This window comes from Stenotrophomonas sp. P5_B8 (assembly GCF_054049855.1).
Genome location: NZ_JBFULO010000029.1, coordinates 1 through 19,875, shown reverse-complemented (window position 1 = coordinate 19,875; position 19,875 = coordinate 1). Strand labels below are relative to the sequence as shown.

Sequence of the window (19,875 nt, the reverse complement as noted above, 5' to 3'; positions counted from 1 at the left end):
CGCTGTGGCTGACCGTTGGCGGTGAGGACAAGATCCTGCCGGGCGCGGTGGTCAACGATCTGCTGGCGCGCAAGCTGGAGGAGATCGAAGAGAAGGAAGGACGCAAGCCCGGCGGCCGCGAGCGCAAGCGGCTCAAGGACGACCTGCTGCACGAACTGATGCCGCGCGCGTTCGTGAAGAGCTCGYGTACCGATGCGTTGATCGACCTCACCCACGGCTACGTGGCGGTGGACAGTTCCAGCCGCAAGACCGGCGAGAACGTCATGTCCGACATCCGCGGCCTGCTCGGCAGCTTCCCGGCGATGCCGCTCAACGCCGAAGTGGCGCCGCGCTCGATCCTCACCGGCTGGATCGCCGGTGAGGAACTCCCGACCGGGCTGAGCCTGGGCGAAGAGTGCGAGATGAAGGACCCGGCCGAGGGCGGGGCGGTGGTCAAGTGCCAGCACCAGGAACTGCGCTGCGACGAGATCGACAAGCACCTGGACGCCGGCAAGCAGGTGACCAAGCTGGCACTGGTGTTCGAGGACAACCTGTCCTTCGTGCTCGGTGATGACCTGATCGTGCGCAAGCTGAAGTTCCTGGATGGTGCGCTCGACCAGCTCGAACACGCCGACGATGACGGCCGCCGCGCTGAACTGGACGCCCGCTTCGCCCTGCAGAGCGGTGAAGTGCGCCGCCTGTTCCTGCTGCTGGAAGCGGCCTTCAAGCTCAGCAAGGCCGACTGACGCCCCTACCGTTCCGGGCGGCGCGCGGGAGCGCGCGCCGCCCGGGATCGGCTGAACAGCGCGCAGTCATGCGCCGGTCACCGCCGGCGCTATGCTGTACCCATGTCTGGATTCCTCCGCCGCCTCATTTCGCCGGCTGCCCCCACCGTGCAGCGCGATACGGTACGACTGCGCCTGGAGGATGCCGAGATCGATGTGCTGCGCGTGCGTGATCCGCGGGCGCGCCGGATCAAGCTCAGCGTCGACGAGCGCGGCGTCCGCCTGACCCTGCCGCCGCGCGCCAGCCTGGTGATGGGCGAGCGTTTCCTGGAACAGCACCGCGATTGGCTGTCGACCCAGCTGCGCAGTTACCAGGCGCAGAACCTGCCGCCGCCGCTGGTGATCGGCGAACCGGGGCTGCTGCCGCTGCGCGGTGAACTGTTGCCGTTGCGCTGGGAGAGCGGTCGCTACGCGCACATGGCGCTGGACGATGCCGGCGCGTGCCTGCATTGGCCCGCGCGCGGCACCGACGCCACCTTGCGCCGCGCGCTGCGCGAATTCTACGAAGCGCAGACCCGCGCCGATGTCGGCCAGTGGCTGCCGCGCTACCTGCCCGGCCTGCCGCGCGCACCGGCCCGGTTGCGGCTGAAGGTGATGTCATCGCAGTGGGGCTCGCTGGCCCCGGACGGCAGCATGGCGCTGGACCTGGCGCTGGTGCTGGGGCGGCCGTCGGCGTTCGAGTACGTGCTGGTGCACGAGCTCTGCCATCTGATCCAGGCCAATCACTCACCGGCGTTCTGGGCCGAAGTCGAGCAGCGGTTCCCGAACTGGCATGCCGAGCGGGATTACTTCCAGCTCGAAGGCCGGCGCCTGAAAGCGATGCTGCGGCAGATGCTCACTCCGGCGGGGTAGCGCCACGCCATGCGTGGCTGCCTGTCATCCGGGCGTCCTGGACGCCTGATGCAGCGCGTCGGTCAGGGTCAACGTCGGTCGATAGGCCAACGGGTCGACGATCCGGTTGCGGCGGCATGTACCGCGCTGGCGCGCGGTATCCACGCATGGCGTGGCGCTACGCGTCTTACGGGTCTTGCCCGGTGCTCAGGTGATGTTTCCGCTGGGGAGGGCCACGGCATGCGTGGATACCGTCCGCGTCGGACCCGTCAGCGATCCATCCGCGCGGTGGCGGCCTGCGCCCAGCGCTCGGCCACGCGCGGGGCGGTGATGCACACGGCCTGGTCGGTGACGGTGGTGACCGCCCGTTCGAGCAGCTGGATGTCCGCTTCATGCTGGCGTGCCACGTGCGGGTCCTCGAAGAAGATCGCGCGCTGGCAGTGGCCTTCCAGCACGCGGTCGGCGATCTGCGCATCGCCGCCCATCGGGCCGCTCTGGTAGCGCGCCACCCACGCCTGGTCCTGCGGCCAGCCGCGGCTCCAGGCCAGTTCGTTGAGGCGCTGGCCGGTGGTGCCCGTGCCGACCCGGTGGTGGAACCGGGACAACAGATCGAAATGCGCATCGGCGAAGGCCAGCATGGCCGGCTTCATCGCATCGTGGGCGATCAGCGCCAGGGTCTGGCGCTCGAACGCGTGCAGGTCGTCCGCGCCCGGATCGGCGACCAGCCCGGCGTGCACACGCTCCACTTCCACCCAGTCGCGCGCGGTGGCCACGGTGGAGATGAACGGCTTGCCGTGGATCACGCACTGGCGCTTGAGCGCGGTGGCCTCGGGGAACACCGAGGACGGGTCGACCGGGTCCATCAGGTAGATCGCCCCGTCCAGGGTGCGTTCCGGCGCGCCCATCCCGACCACTTCGGCGACCAGTTTCATCAGCCCGCCCTCGCGCCCGTTCGGGTAGCGCTGCAGCGGCGCGAAGTCGGGCAGGAAGCCCAGCCGCCGGATCGCATCGAAGGTGCGCCCGACCGCGTGCAGTTCCACCCCCAGCTCGCGCAGCCCGCCGTCGCAGGCGCGCAGCCAGCGGAACAGCGCGGCGTGCTTGTCATGGTGGTGCAGGCGGTTGGCGGCCAGGCCGATGCGCATGGGAAGTGTCCGGGACGGGAAAACCGCATTCTATGTCGCTTCCTGCCGTGTGAAAGCGCGACCACCGTCACCGGCCTTCACACGTTTTCGTATTAGTTGCATGGTTCGTGGGTGGGCCATAACCGACAGTGGGTACTGTCAGTCAATCAGGACGTCCTGCCATGACCCCCTCCAATTCCGCTCACTCCCTGTCAGCCCTGTCCTCGGCAGATGACCGCAGCGCCCGCATCCGCGCGCTCGGCCGGTTGTTGCGGCATGCCGCCGCCGGCGATGCGGACGTGCTGCTGGCCGGCCTGGCGCGCATGCTGGACGCGCATATCGGCAAGGAACATGCCGATGGTGCCAGCAACGAGCGCATCCGCGACCAGCTCGATGAAATCCAGCTGCTGCTGGCATTGGAAATCGAGCGCGCCGGCGTACGCGCGGCCGCGCCGCTGTCGAACGCGGCCTGAAAAGCAGCCGGGCATGGCCCGGCTCTACCCGCCGCCCCGGTAGTGCCGGGCCCGCCCGGCAACGCGATCAACCACAACGAAGCGGGTAGTGCCGGGCCAAGCCCGGCAACCACGACCAACCCCAACGAAGCGGGTAGTGCCGGGCCATGCCCGGCAACCACGACCAATCGCAACGAAGCCGGTAATGCCGGGCCATACCCGGCAACCACGACCAACCCCAACGAAGCGGGTAGTGCCGGGCCATGCCCGGCAACGCGATCAACCACAACGAAACCGGTAGTGCCGGGCCATGCCCGGCAACGCGACCAACCCCAACGAAGCGGTAGTGCCAGACCATGCCCGGCAACCACCACCAACCACAACGAAGCCGGTAATGCCGGCCCACGCCCGGCAACCGCGCGCAGCGCGGCCCCGGCACGCCCGCCGCGTTACACCGACAACAACTGCACGATGCTGCCGGCCGCATCGCGGCCTTCGGCCACCGCCGTCACCACCAGGTCGGCACCGCGCACGGCATCGCCACCGGCGAACAGGCGCGGATGCGCGGTCTGGAACGGCAGCCGGTCCTTGCCACCGGCGATGATGCGGCCGTTGTGTCCGCCTTCCACGCCCTGCGCGGTCAGCCAGGCGGGGGTACTGGGCGAGAAGCCGAACGCGATGATCACCACGTCCGCTTCCAGCAGCGATTCGCTGCCTTCGATCGGCACCGCGTTGCGACGCCCCTGCGCGTCGGGCGCGCCGAGCTGGGTTTCCACCACCATCACCCCGATCACTTCGTCATCGGCGCCGGCTTCGATCGACAGCGGCTGGCGATTGAACAGGAAGCGCACGCCTTCTTCGCGGGCATTGGCTACCTCGCGCGCCGAGCCGGGCATGTTGGCCTCATCGCGGCGATAGGCGCAGGTCACCTTGGCTGCGCCCAGCCGCACGGCGCTGCGGACGCAGTCCATGCCGGTGTCGCCACCGCCGAGCACCACCACGCGCTTGCCGTCCAGGTCGGGCAGGGCGATCTGGTCTTCCCAGCCGGCGATAGGGCGACCATGCGCGTCGCTGCCGCTGACGATGCGACTGTTCTGCACCAGGAATGGCAGCGCCGGCAGCACGCCCTTGAGATCCTGGCCGAGCAGACCGCCGTCGGTATAGCGGTAGGCACCGGTGCCCACGAACACCGCGTCGTACTCGGCCAGCAGTTCGTCCACGCTGACATCGCGGCCGATCTCCACGCCGAGGCGGAACTGCACGCCCATGCCCTCGAGCACGTTGCGGCGGCGGCTGATCACCGATTTGTCCAGCTTGAAGCTGGGGATGCCGAACTGCAGCAGCCCGCCGATCTGTTCGTAGCGGTCATACACCACCGCCTGGATCCCGGCATGCGCCAGACGATCGGCACAGGCCAGTCCGGCCGGGCCGGCGCCGATCACCGCCACGCGCTTGCCGGTGGGCTCCACGGCCGTCATGTCCGGGCGCCAGCCGGTGGCCAGCGCGGTGTCCACGATGTACTTCTCGACCGCACCGATGGTGACCGCGCCGAATTCTTCCAGCGTGCAGCTGCCTTCGCACAGGCGGTCCTGCGGGCATACCCGGCCGCAGACTTCGGGCAGGGGGTTGGTCGAGTGGCACAGCGTGGCCGCCTCGTGGATGCGGTTTTCCTGCACCAGCTGCAGCCACTGCGGGATGGCGTTGTGCACCGGGCACTTCCAGCTGCAGTAGGGGTTGCCGCAGTCCAGGCAGCGCCCGGCCTGGTACTGCGCGTCTTCCTTGCCGAACTTGCCGTACAGCTCGCCCCAGTCGCCGGAGGTGCGCAGTTCGACCGGGATGCGCTGCGGCATGGTCCGGGGCAGGTCGAGGAACTGGAAGGCTTGCTTGCGGCTCATGGGTGGGCCCTGCGTTGTTCGGTCGCCGGGCAGAGCCCGGCGCTACGATTTTTGGGTTGCCGGCCAGCGGCCGGCACTACGTGGACGGTCAGGCAGCGCGGCGCAGTGAGTCGGTCAACGATTCGATGCTGGCCGCCTTGGGTTTGACCAGCCAGAACTTGCCGACGTAGTCGCGGAATTCGTCGAGGATCTGCTGCGCCCAGATGCTGCCGGTCAGTTCGCGGTGGCGGCTGATCAGCGTGTGCAGGTGCTGGCGATGGTTCTCGAAGCCTTCGGCCGAGATGCGGTGGATGTCGATCAGCTCGTGGTTGTAGCGGTCCACGAAGTCGCGGTCGATATCCAGCACGTAGGCCAGCCCGCCGGTGAAGCCGGCGCCGAAGTTCACCCCGACCTTGCCCAGCACCAGCACGATGCCATCGGTCATGTACTCGCAGCAGTGGTCGCCGGCGCCTTCGATCACCGCCAGCGCGCCGGAGTTGCGCACGCCGAAGCGCTCGCCGGCCCGGCCCGCGGCGAACAGCTCGCCACCGGTGGCGCCGTACAGGCAGGTGTTGCCGATGATCGCGGTGTTGCGTGCCTCAAAGCGCGCGCCGCGCGGCGGTCGTACCACCAGGCGGCCGCCGGCCATGCCCTTGCCGACGTAATCGTTGGCCTCGCCTTCAACCTCCAGCTGCAGGCCGCCGACGTTGAACGCGCCGAAGCTCTGCCCGGCGGTGCCGCGGAAGCGCAGGGTCAGCGGCGCATCGCTCATGCCCTGGTTGCCGTGCGTGCGTGCGATCTCGCCGGAGAGGCGGGTGCCGATCGAGCGGTCGGTGTTGTGGATCAGGAAGCGGTGTTCGCCGCCGAGCTTGCCGGCGATGGCCGGGGCCAGCAGGCCGTCCATCTGCGTGGCCAGGCTGTCCGGCGATTCATACAGGCGCTGCGCGGCGCAGTGGCTGCCCGCGTAGTCGGCCGGGTGCAGCAGGCGCGACAGATCCACCTTGACCCCCGGGCGCGGCGACACGTCCAACTGCTGCAGCAGGTCGGTGCGGCCGATGATCTCGTCCAGCGAGCGCACGCCCAGGTAGGACAACCAGCCGCGCACTTCCTCGGCCAGCAGGCGGAAGAAGTTCTCCACGCGCTCGGGCAGGCCGGTGAAGTACTGCGCGCGCAGGCGCTCGTCCTGGGTGGCCACGCCGGTGGCGCAATTGTTGAGGTGGCAGATGCGCAGGTACTTGCAGCCCAGCACGATCATCGGCGCGGTGCCGAAGCCGAAACTGTCCGCGCCGAGCAGCGCGGCCTTGATCACATCCAGCCCGGTCTTCAGGCCGCCGTCGGTCTGCAGCAGCGTGCGCCCGCGCAGATCGTTGGCCACCAGCGCCTGGTGCGACTCGGCCACGCCCAGTTCCCACGGCACGCCGGCATAGCGGATCGAGCTGACCGGGCTGGCCCCGGTGCCGCCGTCATGGCCGGACACGGTGATCAGATCGGCGCCGGCCTTGACCACGCCCGCGGCGATGGTGCCGACACCGGCATGGCTGACCAGCTTCACCGACACCAGCGCGGTCGGATTGACCTGCTTGAGGTCGTAGATCAGCTGGGCCAGGTCTTCGATGGAGTAGATGTCGTGGTGCGGCGGCGGTGAGATCAGGCCAATGCCCGGCTTGGCGTAACGCAGCCGCGCGATCAGTTCGTTGACCTTGTGGCCGGGCAGCTGGCCGCCTTCGCCGGGCTTGGCGCCCTGGGCGACCTTGATCTGCAGCACTTCGGCGTTGACCAGGTACTCGGCGGTGACGCCGAAACGACCGGACGCCACCTGCTTGATCTTGCTGCGCTTCTCGGTGCCGTAGCGCACCGGGTCTTCGCCGCCTTCGCCGGAGTTGCTGCGCCCGCCGAGGCGGTTCATCGCGATCGCCAGCGCTTCATGCGCCTCGGGCGACAACGCACCCAGGCTGATCGCGGCGGTGTCGAAGCGGCGGAACAGGTCTTCAGCCGGGGCCACTTCTTCCAGCGGGGTCGGGACGGGCGCGGCCTTGAGCTGCAGCAGGTCGCGCAGTGCCGATACCGGGCGGCCGTGCACGGCATCGCAGTACCGCTGCCAGTCGGCGGCATCGCCGCTGCGCGCGGCGCGCTGCAGGGTCATGACCACGTCCGGGTTGTACATGTGGTATTCGCCGCCGTGCACGTACTTGAGCACGCCGCCCACGTCCGGGCGCAGCAGGTCGTTCCAGGCACGCACGGTGAGTTCGCGGGCTTCGTCGTCCAGGCGCGCAAAGCCGACGCCGGCCACGCGCGAGGCGGTGTCCGGGAAGCACAGGTCGACCACCTCGTCATCGAGGCCGACGATCTCGAACAGCTGCGCGCCGCGGTAACTGGCCACGGTGCAGATGCCCATCTTGGAGATGATCTTGGACAGGCCCTTGTAGATGCCCTTGCGGTAGCGGCGGCCGATCTGCGACTGCTCGCCGCCCTTGCTCAGCTGCAGGATGCCGCGCCGGCCCAGGTCGAACAGGGTCTGGTAGGCCAGGTACGGGTACACCGCGGTGGCACCGAAGCCGAGCAGGCAGGCCATGTGGTGCGCGTCGCGCGCGGTGCCGGTTTCCAGGATCAGGTTGATGTCGCAGCGCAGCCCGGCGTTGGACAGGTGGTGGTGCACCGCGCTGGTGGCCAGCAGTGCATGCACCATCGGCCGATCGGCGACCGGATAACGGTCGCTCAGCAGCAGCATCACGATGCCCTCGCGCGCGGCGGCCTCGGCCTCGGCGCAGATGCGCTCGATGCCGGCCTTCAGGCCTTCGTCCAGGCTGTAGGAGAGGTCGATGAGGCGATTCTTCTCGACGTACTGCTCCATCTTGATCAGCTGGCGCAGCTTGCGCTGGCTGAGCACCGGCGAATTGAGGATGACGTGGTTCACCGTCTCCGCACCGGCGTGGAAGATGTTGGTCTCCTTGCCGAGCTGGGTGGACAGCGACATGACACAGTCTTCGCGCAGCGGATCGATCGGCGGGTTGGTGACCTGCGCGAATGCCTGGCGGAAGTAGTCGTAGAGCGGGCGGCTGTGCTGGCTCAACACCGCCATCGGCGTGTCATCGCCCATCGAGCCGGTGGCCTCCTGCTCGGTCTCGGCCAGCGGGCGCAGGATCTGTTCCACTTCCTCGCTGCTGAGCTGGAACAGCTTGTGGTAGCTGCGCAGGGTGCGCTCGTCGAAGGGTTCTTCGACCAGCGACGGATCGATCAGCTCGGTCTGCAGGTAGGTCACGCCCTGCTGCAGCCATTGCTTGTACGGGGCGCGGCCACGGTTGATGCGGTCGATGGCGTCCGAGTCGAGCAGGTCGCCACGCTTGAGGTCGATGGCCATCATCTCGCCCGGGCCGAGCTTGCCCTTGCGTACCACGCGCTCGGCCGGGACTTCCCACACGCCGGCTTCGGAGGCAACCAGGAAGTGGCGGTCGGAGGTGAGCATCCAACGCGCCGGGCGCAGGCCGTTGCGGTCCAGCGTGCAGGCGGCATAGCGCCCGTCGCAGGCGACGATGCCGGCCGGGCCGTCCCACGGCTCGCTGTTAAGGCCGTAGAACTCGTAGAACGCGGCCAGGTCGGGGTCCTTGAACTCCAGCGACTGCGTGGCCGGTGGCACCAGGATGCGCAGCGCCTGGATCAGCTCCATGCCGGCGCTGACCATCAGTTCAAGCATGTTGTCCAGGCTCTGYGAGTCCGAGCCGTGCATGGAGATGACCGGGTTGAACTCGCCGATGTCAAAGCGCGGGGTCTTCCACACCTTGCTGCGCGCCTGCGCCCAGCGGCGGTTGCCCTCGATGGTGTTGATCTCGCCGTTGTGGGCGAGCATCCGGAACGGGTGGGCCAGCGGCCAGCGCGGCAGGGTGTTGGTGGAGAAGCGCTGGTGGAACACGATGGCGCTGGAGGCCAGGTCGTTGCGCTGCAGGTCCACGTAGAAGCGGCTCAGCTTGTCCGGCAGCACCATGCCCTTGTAGCTGATGGCATTCGGGCTGAGCGTGGTGACGTAGTAATCGGCATGGTCGCGCAGTTGCTGTTCGCTGCGACGCCGGGCCAGGAACAGCGCCAGGGTGAACGCGGCCTCGTCCTGCTCGGCACCGGCATCGACGAACACCTGCTCGATGCGCGGCAGGGTGTCGCGCGCCAGCTGGCCACACACGCTCGGGTCGGTCGGCACGGGGCGCCAACCGACCGGGCGACAGCCGGCATCGCGCAGCTGCTGTTCCAGGATGTCGCGGCAGGCCTGCGCGGCGGCTTCGTCATGCGGCAGGAACACCACGCCGGCGGCGAAGCGTGCGCCGAGGGTGAGGCCGGCTTCGGCAGCCAGGGCCTTGAGGAAGACGTCGGGGCGGCGCAGCAACAGGCCGCAGCCGTCACCGGTGACGCCGTCGGCGGCGACGCCACCGCGGTGGGTCATGCGCGACAGCGCGGCAATGGCGGTATCCACCAGCAGTCGGGACGGCTGGTCATCGAGCTGGGCGACCATGCCGAAACCACAGGCGTCGCGCTCATCTTGCGGGTCGTAAAGCCCTTGGCGGTTGCGGGGGGCCATCTCTGCCTCAAAGTCGKGTGAGCGGCGACACTCGTCCCCGCTCAATCCGTTGAGCGCATCTGGAGGCACCGGATGACTCGACTAGATCACAGTTGTTGCAACGCCGCAATACACGGTTGCAGGCGCAACCAAACCCCTGCAAAAGCCGCCTGGAAGTGGCTTCCAGGCGCTCCCTGTTCAGCCGCAGCGCAGCCCGCTGATCACACCCTTCTCGTCCACTTCGATGTTCAGGCGTTCGCCGACGAACTCCATCGTGGTGACGTCGTTGGGCTTGAGTACGCGCAGCTGCTTGGCGCTGGCATCCTGCTGGGCCTGGCTGCCGACATCGTCGGAATAGGCCTGGCCGACCAGGCTCTGCACCTGGGTGGCATCGCAATTGCCGACCGGCGGCGCTTCCAGCGCCTTGCCCGCTTCATCGGTCGGGGCAGCGGCGGCTTCGGCCGCTTTCTGCGCATGGGTGGCCACCGCTTCCTGCTCGTCCATGGGCGGTGCCTGGCAGGCGGCCAGTGCCAGCAGGGTGGGGACTACGGCCAGAAGGCCAAGGGAACGCCGCAGGCGGCGGAACGACAAGGACGGCATCGAGACTCCGGACATGGAACCAGGGAAACCCCGAGGATATCGCCAAGCGCGGCGTGAGGTGTTCGTGTTGCGTTATTGACGCGACCTCACACCGCCACCGGGTAACACTGCAGACCCTTTCTGCCGCGCACGCCGATGAGCCCCAGCCGTAGTGTCACCCCCGAAGCCGCCGCCGCCCGCGAGGCCGGCCTGCGCTATGTCAGCGACGAAATGCCCGGCCTGCAGCGGCGTCGCGCCGGCAAGGGCTTTAGCTACCGCGATGCCGATGGCGCGGCGGTGCGCGATGCGGCCACGCTGGCGCGGATCCGCGCGCTGGCGATCCCGCCGGCCTACACCGATGTATGGATCTGCGCGCTGCCCAACGGCCACCTGCAGGCCACCGGCCGCGACGCACGCGGGCGCAAGCAATACCGCTACCACGCGGACTGGGCGCGGGTACGCGGCGATGGCAAGTTCGACCGCATCATCGCCTTCGGCACGGCACTGCCCGGGCTGCGCCGCCGCTTGCGGCGCGACCTCAAGCTGACCGGCTTCCCGCGCGACAAGGTGCTGGCCATCGTGATTGCGCTGCTGGCGCAGACGCTGGTGCGCGTGGGCAATGAGGTATACGCCCGCGACAACCGGTCCTACGGATTGACCACGCTGCGCAATCGCCACCTGGCACTTGTCAAGGGCGGGCGTGCGCAGATGCGCTTCCGCGGCAAATCCGGACAGGCGCATGAGGTGGACGTGGATGATCGCCGCCTGGTGACGCTGATCCGCGGTTGCCAGCAGCTGCCCGGGCAGGCGCTGTTCCAGTACCGCGATGATGAGGGTGCGGTGCAGCCGGTGGATTCGAGCATGGTCAACGACTACCTGCACGACGCGATGGGCGAGGATTTCAGTGCCAAGGACTTCCGCACCTGGGGCGGGACGCTGGAAGCCATCCGCCAGTTGGCCGTCACCGAGCTGCCCGAACCCTCCAGCGAACGTGCGCTGGCGGCGTTGCAGAAGCAGGTGGTGTGCGAGGTGGCGACCCTGCTGGGCAACACGCCGTCGGTGTGCAGAAAGTCCTACATCGATCCGTGCGTGTTCGATGGCTGGCGCGCCGGCTCGCTGAAGGCGCTGGCAGGGCTGCGCGGCGAGCGGCAATGGGAGCAGGCCACGTTGAAGGTGCTCAAGGCCGCACGACGCACGGTCAAGCGCGCGCGGGCGGCCTGAGCGGGTCGATCAGCCGCAGTAGAGTGCGGTGATGTTGTTGGTGCCACCGGTTTCGATGGTCAGGCGTTCACCGCCGCTTTCGGCACCCGGCGTGGCGTTGGCCGCGCCGCTGGCGGTCGGCCCGCTCTCGGCGCGCTGGCCGCGCACCACGTTGACCTGCAGGCTGTCGCTGTCCACGCGGGCGCGCTCGACGGTGGCGGCCGAGGCGGCCAGCCCGACCGCGCCGCGCACCTTGTCTACATGGCACTGGCCGGAGATCACCCCGTCAATGGGCTGGATCTGCGCCACCGGGGTGCTGCTGCAGGCAGAGAGGGTGGCGAGGGCGGCGGCGGCGACAAGGGTGCGGTACATGGGGTGACTCCGGCAGGTTTTCCGGACTGCAGCGTGCCGCTGCGCGCGTATGCAGCGGATGAAGCCTGCACGGCACGCCTACATCGCGCTCACTTTGCGTGGTCGCGTGGGTGTCCACACTGCCTGTGCACTTGAACGCTTTCGCAAAGGAGCCTCGCATGGCCACCCGCAAGACCCGCACCCGCACCTCTCCCGTCGCCGCCGAGAAGGCCGCCAAGCCGTCGGCCGAACGCACGCCGGTGGTGAAGACGGCCACCCGCAAGGCCGCCGCCAAGGATCCGCGCGCCGCCCGCGTGGCCGCGCGCCAGCGTCGCCTGCAGGACCAGGAGAAGGCCAAGGACATGCGCGTGGCCAAGCAGGCCGCGAAGAAGGTAGCGGCGAAAAAGGCCACGAAGAAGGCCACCCAGGCCGGTCCCCGCAAACAACCGGAAACAATGCCGGCGCAGCAGGTGTCCAAGCCCGGCAACGAGCACGAACTGCAGCTGGCGCCGCGCTTCCTGGCCCCCGACTACCGGGGCAGCGGCAAGCTGAAAGGCAAGCGCGCGATCATCACCGGCGCCGACTCGGGCATCGGCCGCGCCGTAGCGGTGCTGTTCGCCCGCGAAGGCGCCGACGTGGCCGTGCTGCACCTGGACGAAGCGGCCGATGCCAAGGTCACCCGCCAGCACGTGGAAGCCGAGGGCGCGCGCTGCGTGGTGATCGCTGGCGACGTGCGCGATCCAAAATTCTGCAACAAGGCAGTCAAGCAGGTCGCCAAGGCATTCGGCGGGATCGACATCCTGGTCAACAACGCGGCATTCCAGCTGCACTGCGAACGCCTGGAAGACCTGGAAGATGCACACCTGCAGGAGACCCTGCAGACCAACATCGGCGGTTACATCCAGATGGCGCGTGCGGTGCTGCCGCACCTGCAGGAAGGCGACTGCATCATCAATACCGGTTCGGAAACCGGGCTGTTCGGCAGCAAGGCGCTGATCGACTATTCGGCCACCAAGGGCGCCATCCATGCCTTCACCAAGGCGCTGGCCAGCCAGCTGCTGCCGCGTGGCATCCGGGTCAACGCGGTGGCGCCGGGACCGGTGTGGACGCCGCTCAACCCGGCCGACAAGAAGCCTGCCGACGTCGCCGAGTTCGGCAAGGACAGCGACATGGGCCGCCCGGCACAGCCGGAGGAGTTGTCCCCGGCGTACGTATTCCTGGCCTCGCCGATCACCGCCAGCTACATCAGCGGGGTGATCCTGCCGGTGATGGGCGGTCCGCGCGGTTGAGCATGGCCGGGTCGGTGTAGAAGGCGGCGATCGGGGCGATGAAGTCCTGCGGGTTGGCCCCGACCAGGTTGGTCAGCACGATCACCGCCAGCCGGCGTTCGGGATACACGATGAAGGCCGCGCGTGCGCCGCCCATGCCGCCGACCTGCAGATCCGGTGCCGTGCCCATGACCGGCCAGCCAGCCGACCAGGCGCCGGGGGTCCCGTTGCTCAGGACCTCCGGCGCCCACATGCGGCGCACGCCGTCCTTGTCGAGCAGCTGGCCCTTGGACAGCGCGATCATCCAACGACCCACTTCGTCGGCGGTGGTGAGCATGCCGGCGCCGGCCCACAGCCCCGGTGAAAGATCGTAGAACCAGTGTGACAGCCGCGCCGGCGCATCCGGTGCGTCGGTCCTGCGCGGGAACCAGCTGTAGATGGTGGCGGCAGTGGCGACCAGATCGTAGCTGTCGCCGAAGGTGGTGCGCGGCATGCCCACCACGTTGAACTGGTGTTTTGCCATGTACTGCTCGTACGGCATGCCGGACTGTTTGGCGATGATCCGCGCCAGCAGCACGTAGTTGGTCTGGTTGTACCGGTGGCGCTCGCCGGGCGCGGCCTCCACCGGCAGGGCGGTGACCTGCTTCCAGGCCTCCTGTTCGGTACCGCCGCCGAGCAGCCCCTGCGCATCGAGAATGTCCGGCAGGCCGGAGGTGTGGGCGAGCAGCTGGCGTACCCGCACCTTGCCCCACGCCGGCGGCAGATCATCGAGGTAGTGCGACACGGGGGCCTGCAGGTCCACGCGACCGGCCTGGGCGAGCTGGGCCATCGCCACCCCGGTGAAGGACTTGGTGGCCGAGTTCAGCGGGAAGCGCGTATCGCGCGTGGTAGCGACGGCATTCTCGACGTTGGCCATGCCGTAGGCCTCCGACAGCACCAGGTGGTTGTCCTTGACGACGGCGATCTGCAGCCCGGGAATGCGCTTGGCCTGCATTGTTTCCTGCACGAACTGGCGGGTCTGCGCGTTGGCCTGGTCCCAGGCGGTGGACGGAGCGGCGAAGCACGCCAGGGGCATGACGAGTGCGGCCAGGACGGTGGCGCGGAGGGTGCGGGAACGCATGCAGCTTTCCTTGGGCGGGTGCACCGAACGCCGGGCGCCGGTGGAGCAGGGACGGTCCGGGCTCGCAGGCTTGGATGCGGCGGCGGGCCAAAAGGTTTAATGGACGCGTCGGCTGCCGTTCGTCGGCGCACGCCCTCCGGCACTTGACGACAGTTGTAGTCACTGGCACGGTAGCGACACGTGTAGTCATCGGAGAGCGCCATGCGCGGCAAGACCATCGGGGACCAGGAGCTGGCCCTGTTGCAGTACGTAGCAGAACAGGGCGGCGCCACCGTGGGTGAGGTGGCGGCCGGGTTTGGCGAAGCGCGTGGCCTGGCCCGTTCGACCGTGCTGACCATGATGGAGCGCCTGCGCGGCAAGGCCTACCTGCAGCGCAAGCAGGTGCAGGGCGTGTACCGCTACGCCGCCACCAGTGGCCAGGACCGCGTGGTGCAGGGCGCGGTGGCCAGCTTCGTGGAGAAGACCCTGCAGGGATCGGTGTCGCCGTTCGTGGCCTTCATGTCGCACAAGGCCGACGTCAGCGACCAGGAGCTGGCCGAGCTGGAAGCCTTGGTGGCGCAGTTGCAATCACGCAAGCGGGAGGGCTGAGCCATGGACATCATGATGATGGAATTGCTGGCACGGCTGGGCTGGACCAGCGTGCAGAGCGCGGTGCTGGTGGGGCTGGTGTGGGGCGTGTGCCGGCTGCTGCCCGGCCTGCCGGCCGCAACACGCGTGCGCTTGTGGTGGCTGGTGGCCGCGCAGGCGGTGCTGGGCCTGGTCTGGAGCAGTCCGCTGGAACTGGCGGTGTTGCCGGCGCCGGCAACGCAGACCACGCACATGGTGGCGCTGCCGGCCATGGACGCCGCGCTCGGCGCGGCGCCTGCCGCACTGGAGACGGTTGCGATGGCCGCACCGGCTTCAGCGCTGTGGTCGTGGCCGGCGCTGCTGCTGGCGGTGTGGGCGGCCGGTGTGCTGGTGCTGCTGCTGCACAGCCTGCGCGGGTACCGCCACAGCCGCGTGCTGGTGCGCGACGCCGCCGAATGCACCGATGCCACCTTGCAGCAAGCGCTGCACCTGGCGGCCGAAGCGCATGGCCTGCGCCGCGCGCCGACGCTGAAGATTTCCGCGCAGATCCGGTCGCCGCAACTGATCGGGCCGTGGCGCCCGGTGCTGCTGCTGCCCGCCCGCGAACTGCCGACGATGGGTGCCGATGACCTGGACATGGCGCTGACCCACGAGCTGATCCACCTGCAGCGTCGCGACCTGTGGTGGGGCCTGCTGCCGGCGCTGGCGCAGCACGTGTTCTTCTTCCATCCGCTGGTGCACCTGGCCGCCCGCGAATACGCGTTGGCCCGCGAGGAAGCCTGCGATGGTGCGGTGGTGGCCGGGCACGGACACTGCCGCCACGACTACGGCCGGCKGCTGGTGCAGTTGGGGGTGGCGCCGCGTCCGGCGGTGGGCGTGGCCAGTGCCTCGCCGAACTTCCGCAGCCTCAAGCGGCGCCTGCTCAGCCTGCAGCAGACCCGCCGTTTTCCGCGCGTGGCTGCGCTGGCGATCACGGCGGTGTTCGTGCTGGTCGGCGTGGCACCGCTGCGCCTGGTCGCGGCGGTAGCCCCGCCGCCGCCGCCCGCTCCCGTTGCGCCTAGCCTGCCGACGCCAGCGGAGCCGTTGCCGGCGCCGGAACCGATGGAGGCGCCGACCCCTGCGTCGGCCCCCAGGCCGATGCCCGCGCCGCAGGCCCCGGCAGCGGCGACCGCGCCTGCGCCACCGCGCGCACCGCAGCAGCCGCAGGCGCTGGGCACGGACACCTCGTTCGTCACCCACGGCCAGCTCAACCTCTCCCAGCAACCGGGGCAGGCCTTCGTACTGATGAGCAACGGCGACAACCTGGTCAACGCCTCGCTCGCCGACCTCAAGCAGGCGCGGCACGATGCGGGTAACGGCGAACCCGCCCTGTGGGTGCGTCGGGGCCAGACGCGCTACCTGATCCGCGATCCGGCCGTGCTCAAGCAGCTGATCCGTACGCAGGCCGAGGTGGCCGCGCTGGGCAATGCGCAGGCCGCATTGGGCGATCGCCAGGCAGACATCGGCGAACACATGGCAACGGTGTCGTTGCAGGTCGCCGCCGATGCGACGGCCTCGGTGGATGTGGCCGAAGTGGCCAACCAGGCGGCACGTCAGGCCAGCGTCGAGGCGGCCTCCGCCGCCAGCCGCGCCGCACGTCAGGCACGCATCGACGCGCGCCGGGCGGTGGATGCCAGTCAGATGGCAAGCGCTGCGCGGCAGCAGGCCGAATTCGGCAGGCAACAGGCGACGTTGGCCCAGCAGCAGGCGGTGGCGTCGGCACGTGCGATGCGCGAAGTCCGCATCGTCATCGACCAGGCCCTGTCAAGCGGCAAGGCGCAGCGTCTGGGCAATTGAGGCAAGCGCCCCGCGCGGGCGCCGTTGTCGCCGGCCACTCAAGTTCGCCCGTCCCCTGCCGATACGCCTACGCAGGCGGCGGGCGCGCGGTACGCGTCGCTCCCGGGCATCTGCACTCTTTCCCGGTTCGACAAGGATGTTCATGAAGTTTCCGATCGCGCTACTGCCGGTGGCGCTGTGCGCCATGCTGGTCTCCCCGTCCGCAGGCGCCGTGCAGGCCGACACCGTCGACGGCGTAAAAGCCGCCGGTATCGTGTTCCAGCCCTTGAAGGGCGTCGGCACCGTGGCGGTCAGGACCAAGGGCCAGCGCATGGCCGCCTTCGGCCTGGGCATGGTGGTGGGCAACGCGATGGGAAGCCCGGTCGGCAACCTGCAGGACGCGATGCAGGTCGCGCAGATTTCCAGCGACCTGACCCAACGCGGCATCAATGAATTCGGCCACCAGCGGGTGGCACAGCAGGGGCCGGCGGTGCTGGTGCAGGCGGCGTTGCAGGCGTGGGCAGGATCGGCCGGCGTTCAGGTGGCGCAGGACACCAAAGCCGGTTACGAGATCGCGCTGCGCCAGGATCAATGGTCGCTGGATTACGAAGGCATGTTCAAGGATGACTACATCCTGTCCTACACCGTCACGGCCACCTTGAAGGCGCCTGGCGCGCGACGTGCCAGCGCACGTGGCAGCTGCCAAGGCCAGTTCGAGCAGAAGCGACCGCTGTCGGAGTGGCAGGCCAATGATCATGCCGCGGTAGCGGAAGCCTCGCGGCAGATCGGCCCGGAATGTGCGGTGTTGATCGCCCACATGCTCGGGCTGGCGGATCGCGAGACCATCACCGCGCTGATCGGTGAATCCAACGTGCAGGTCGCGGCTGTCGATGCGCCCGCCATGGCAGCGGGCGCGATGGAGGTCGAGCCGGGGCAAGCGGCTGGGCTGAGCGACGCCGATGCGCTCGACGCACCGGGCGACACCGCGACACCTTCCGCTGGCGCGGCGACCCAAGCCGAAGAGCACGTCGATCCAGCGCAAGTGCAGGGATAGGCGCACCGGGCCTCGGTGCCACCGAGGCCATCGGGCAGCGTGCGCTTACCCGCAGTTGGCGCGCACGATCTTGTTCTGTTCGTCCACTTCGATGCTGAGGCGGTCTTCGCGGAAGTCCATGGTCATCGCCATGCCCGGCTTGAGCACGCGTGCATGGCGGGCGCCGCTGTCCTTCACCGCCTTGCTGATCACCGCCTCGCTGGCGGTCTGCCCGACCAGGCCGGTCAGCTTTTCGGCATCGCAGCGGCTGGCGCTGTCGGCGCCGGCGGCCATCGGCTCGGAGGTCGGCGCGCTGCTCTTCGGGGGTTGGCTGCAGGCGGCCAGGGGCAGGGCACAGCCGAGGGCAAGCAGGAGTGTCATACGCATGCGGCGTTCCTCACGGGCGGTAAGTAGMGGGCAGTGTGGTGGGTCTGTGCTTCACGCGGTGTCAAAAGCACCGTCCATGACCCGGTGCCGGCTCAGCCACCCTGCAACGCCAACGTCTCCCGCTCGCGCTGTTCTTCGGCGACCAGCCGCAGCATCAGCAGCGACAGGGTGACCACGTCCTGGTGGTTGTGGTCGGCCACGCGCCGCAGGTTCACCGCGCTGCCGCCACGCAGGTAGTTCAACCACGCCGCAGGCGCTTCGGCGCCCGGCAGGTCGTCTTCGCGGACGATCTGCAGCAACTGGCGTTCGATGGTGGCCAGGCGGCAGTTCTCCCAGGTGCCGCGATAGCGGCGGCGGGTGGGGAACAACAGGTCCACGTGGTCCAGCGGGGTGATCGGGCAGCGTTGCCGGGCCAGGCGGTAGCGGGTCTTCAGCAACGGGGCGTCGTAGCAGCGGCCGTTGTAGCTGGAGAACACGGTACTGGGCTGCAACCAGCCGGCAAACTCGCGCAGCATCGCGGTTTCGGCGGCCATGGTGGTCATCAGCAATTGGCGGATGCGCAGGCCGTCGCCTTGTTCGGGATGGGCATGCCAGTCGGCGGCGCCGATCATGAAGGCGCGGGTGCCGGTGCCGCCGGCCAGGCCGGTGGTCTCGGTGTCGAAGAACATCAGGTCCTGCGGCTGCACCTGTTCGCCCTCACGCCTGGCGAAGGCCAGCGACAGCGCCTGGGTGGGGATGGGCTGGGGCAGGAACGATTGGATCAGGAACAGGCCTGGCGCGATTTCCTCGCCGGGGATGTGGCGGTCCTGCGCGGTGGCGCGCGGTTGGGCGGCGGTGGCGCTGGCGCCGCGCCCGCGCAGGCCGAGCAGGCGATGCAGGCCGCCGACGTCGGGTTTGCGCAGGGTCGGTGCAGGCGCCTTCGCTGCCGGAACCGGGGCAGACTCTCCCGTGGGTTTGTGGCGGATTTCCTGCTCGACCCAGGCGAAGACCGAGGCCGGCGCGGGTTTGCGCGCGTGGGCGTCGTTGGCGGCACCAGGGAGGGGACCGGCCGATGGGCCGATGGGGGGCGACGCATGGTCGGCAGCGACCAACGCATTGCCTGCTGGCGCAAGCGTTTCACCGCTGGCCGCAACGCACTCCCGGGCAGGCGCCGGCGTGGCATCGCCGGCCTGCCGGCGCAGCAGGCGCAGCTTGTCCAGGCTCAGGCTCACTGCGGCACCACCTCGGCGGTGACGCGCTCGCGCTCGGCGGCGCTGGGCAACGCGTGGTCGTCGAACAGGTCCAGCACCTTCAGCGCCAGCGCCCGGGGCGTGGTGGCATCGTCCTCCTGGCCGGCCAGCACCGGGCCGACACAGGCCGGGCAGCCGGCCTTGCAGTCGCAGCGCTGCACCAGTTCGCGCGCGCGCTGCAGCAGTTCGGCCTGGCGCAGCCACAGCGGTTCGCTCAGGCCGACGCCGCCGGGGAAGTTGTCGTACAGGTACACGGTGGGCACGAACTGCTGCTGCAGTTCGATCGCGCTGGCATCGAACTCGGCGCCGCGCAGCTGGCCGCGCCCACTCTGGTCGGCCACCGCGAACCACGCGCCGTCGCCGTTGCCCACGGCCTTCTGCAGGTCGCGCGCGTCGGCCATCACCGCCACGGTGGCCACGATGTGCAGCGCGTAGGCCGCGCCGAGGAAGCCATCCAGCGCTTCCTGCTTGCTGTCGAACGCGGTCAGCAGCAGCGCCTGCGGCAACTGCCACCACACCGCCGTGGTGTGCAGTTCCTGGTCGGGCAGGTTGACCGGGCCGTAGCCGATGTTCTCGTGGGTGTAATAGCGGATTTTCTTGTAGCCGGCCACGCGCCGCACCACATGCACTTCGCCGTGGTGGGAATCGCCGCGGCCGGCGATGCAGCCGTCGAAGCGGTCCAGCACTTTGAGCTTGGTGAAGTCGATGCTGTCGGTGTAGTAGTCCACGTGGGTGCGGGTG

17 protein-coding genes are annotated in these 19,875 nt (G+C 69.1%); 8 read left to right on the top strand and 9 right to left on the bottom strand.

The genetic code is table 11. The features are described 5' to 3' along the window. Together ACXJKH_RS03150 and ACXJKH_RS03145 are read left to right on the top strand one after the other, a co-directional pair. A partial coding sequence (locus ACXJKH_RS03150; RefSeq protein ID WP_457318266.1) for a recombination-associated protein RdgC occupies positions 1-725 on the top strand: 725 nt, incomplete at its 5' end. Positions 726-827: 102 nt separating this feature from the next. Beyond that, positions 828-1,616: a M48 family metallopeptidase gene (locus ACXJKH_RS03145; protein ID WP_457318265.1), complete on the top strand. Its 789-nt coding sequence runs from the start codon at positions 828-830 to the stop codon at positions 1,614-1,616. A 248-nt stretch (positions 1,617-1,864) separates the two neighbouring features. On the opposite strand, the gene ACXJKH_RS03140 is transcribed toward ACXJKH_RS03145, so the two are convergent. Next, the gene (locus tag ACXJKH_RS03140; RefSeq protein ID WP_457318264.1) at positions 1,865-2,737 is read right to left on the bottom strand and encodes a methylglyoxal synthase; all 873 of its coding nucleotides are present in this window, start codon (positions 2,735-2,737) and stop codon (positions 1,865-1,867) included. Positions 2,738-2,898: 161 nt separating this feature from the next. Between ACXJKH_RS03140 and ACXJKH_RS03135 the strand changes: the two genes are divergently transcribed. Continuing rightward, positions 2,899-3,189 (top strand): hypothetical protein, encoded by a 291-nt coding sequence (locus tag ACXJKH_RS03135; RefSeq protein ID WP_457318263.1) that lies wholly within the window; start codon positions 2,899-2,901, stop codon positions 3,187-3,189. Positions 3,190-3,617: 428 nt separating this feature from the next. On the opposite strand, the gene ACXJKH_RS03130 is transcribed toward ACXJKH_RS03135, so the two are convergent. From ACXJKH_RS03130 to ACXJKH_RS03120, 3 genes are all read right to left on the bottom strand, one after another. After that, positions 3,618-5,063, bottom strand: a complete 1,446-nt coding sequence (locus tag ACXJKH_RS03130) for an FAD-dependent oxidoreductase (RefSeq protein ID WP_256777293.1) — start codon at positions 5,061-5,063, stop codon at positions 3,618-3,620. 88 nt (positions 5,064-5,151) lie between these two features. Beyond that, positions 5,152-9,606, bottom strand: a complete 4,455-nt coding sequence (gene gltB / locus ACXJKH_RS03125; RefSeq protein ID WP_457318262.1) for a glutamate synthase large subunit — start codon at positions 9,604-9,606, stop codon at positions 5,152-5,154. Positions 9,607-9,783: 177 nt separating this feature from the next. Next, complete coding sequence (locus tag ACXJKH_RS03120; protein WP_256777295.1) at positions 9,784-10,185, bottom strand: I78 family peptidase inhibitor; 402 nt, start codon at positions 10,183-10,185, stop codon at positions 9,784-9,786. Positions 10,186-10,320: 135 nt separating this feature from the next. On the opposite strand from ACXJKH_RS03120, the gene ACXJKH_RS03115 reads away from it, so the two are divergent. Next, positions 10,321-11,385, top strand: coding sequence for a DNA topoisomerase IB (locus tag ACXJKH_RS03115; RefSeq protein WP_457318261.1), 1,065 nt, complete (start codon positions 10,321-10,323; stop codon positions 11,383-11,385). Between the two features lie 9 nt (positions 11,386-11,394). Here ACXJKH_RS03115 and ACXJKH_RS03110 read toward each other — a convergent pair whose 3' ends face one another. Further along, positions 11,395-11,736, bottom strand: a complete 342-nt coding sequence (locus ACXJKH_RS03110; protein WP_256777297.1) for a hypothetical protein — start codon at positions 11,734-11,736, stop codon at positions 11,395-11,397. Positions 11,737-11,894: 158 nt separating this feature from the next. Here ACXJKH_RS03110 and ACXJKH_RS03105 point away from each other — a divergent pair, with 158 nt between their 5' ends. Beyond that, positions 11,895-13,004: an SDR family oxidoreductase gene (locus ACXJKH_RS03105; protein ID WP_457318260.1), complete on the top strand. Its 1,110-nt coding sequence runs from the start codon at positions 11,895-11,897 to the stop codon at positions 13,002-13,004. Here the strand turns inward: ACXJKH_RS03105 and ACXJKH_RS03100 are convergent. Further along, positions 12,961-14,103 (bottom strand): serine hydrolase domain-containing protein, encoded by a 1,143-nt coding sequence (locus tag ACXJKH_RS03100; RefSeq protein WP_457318259.1) that lies wholly within the window; start codon positions 14,101-14,103, stop codon positions 12,961-12,963. The genes ACXJKH_RS03105 and ACXJKH_RS03100 overlap by 44 nt on opposite strands. Positions 14,104-14,304: 201 nt before the next feature. Here ACXJKH_RS03100 and ACXJKH_RS03095 point away from each other — a divergent pair, with 201 nt between their 5' ends. The 3 genes from ACXJKH_RS03095 to ACXJKH_RS03085 all read left to right on the top strand — a co-directional run bounded on the left by ACXJKH_RS03095 (position 14,305) and on the right by ACXJKH_RS03085 (position 17,539). Then, the gene (locus ACXJKH_RS03095; protein ID WP_256777300.1) at positions 14,305-14,691 is read left to right on the top strand and encodes a BlaI/MecI/CopY family transcriptional regulator; all 387 of its coding nucleotides are present in this window, start codon (positions 14,305-14,307) and stop codon (positions 14,689-14,691) included. A gap of 3 nt (positions 14,692-14,694) precedes the next feature. After that, positions 14,695-16,506: a M56 family metallopeptidase gene (locus ACXJKH_RS03090; RefSeq protein WP_457318258.1), complete on the top strand. Its 1,812-nt coding sequence runs from the start codon at positions 14,695-14,697 to the stop codon at positions 16,504-16,506. A gap of 142 nt (positions 16,507-16,648) precedes the next feature. Further along, positions 16,649-17,539 carry a hypothetical protein gene (locus tag ACXJKH_RS03085; RefSeq protein ID WP_457318257.1) on the top strand — a complete coding sequence of 297 codons (891 nt, stop codon included), beginning with the start codon at positions 16,649-16,651 and terminating at the stop codon, positions 17,537-17,539. A gap of 45 nt (positions 17,540-17,584) precedes the next feature. Here ACXJKH_RS03085 and ACXJKH_RS03080 read toward each other — a convergent pair whose 3' ends face one another. The 3 genes from ACXJKH_RS03080 to ACXJKH_RS03070 form a co-directional block, all read right to left on the bottom strand. Next, on the bottom strand, positions 17,585-17,905 hold the full coding sequence (locus tag ACXJKH_RS03080) for an I78 family peptidase inhibitor (protein ID WP_256777303.1): 321 nt from the start codon (positions 17,903-17,905) through the stop codon (positions 17,585-17,587). 92 nt (positions 17,906-17,997) lie between these two features. Next, entirely contained in the window at positions 17,998-19,116 is a 1,119-nt protein-coding gene (locus tag ACXJKH_RS03075) for a ribonuclease H-like domain-containing protein (protein WP_457318256.1), read from the bottom strand. After that, positions 19,113-19,875, bottom strand: a 763-nt coding sequence (locus ACXJKH_RS03070; RefSeq protein ID WP_457318255.1) for a Zn-binding domain-containing protein, incomplete at its 5' end; no start/stop codon positions are given. The genes ACXJKH_RS03075 and ACXJKH_RS03070, both read right to left, overlap by 4 nt.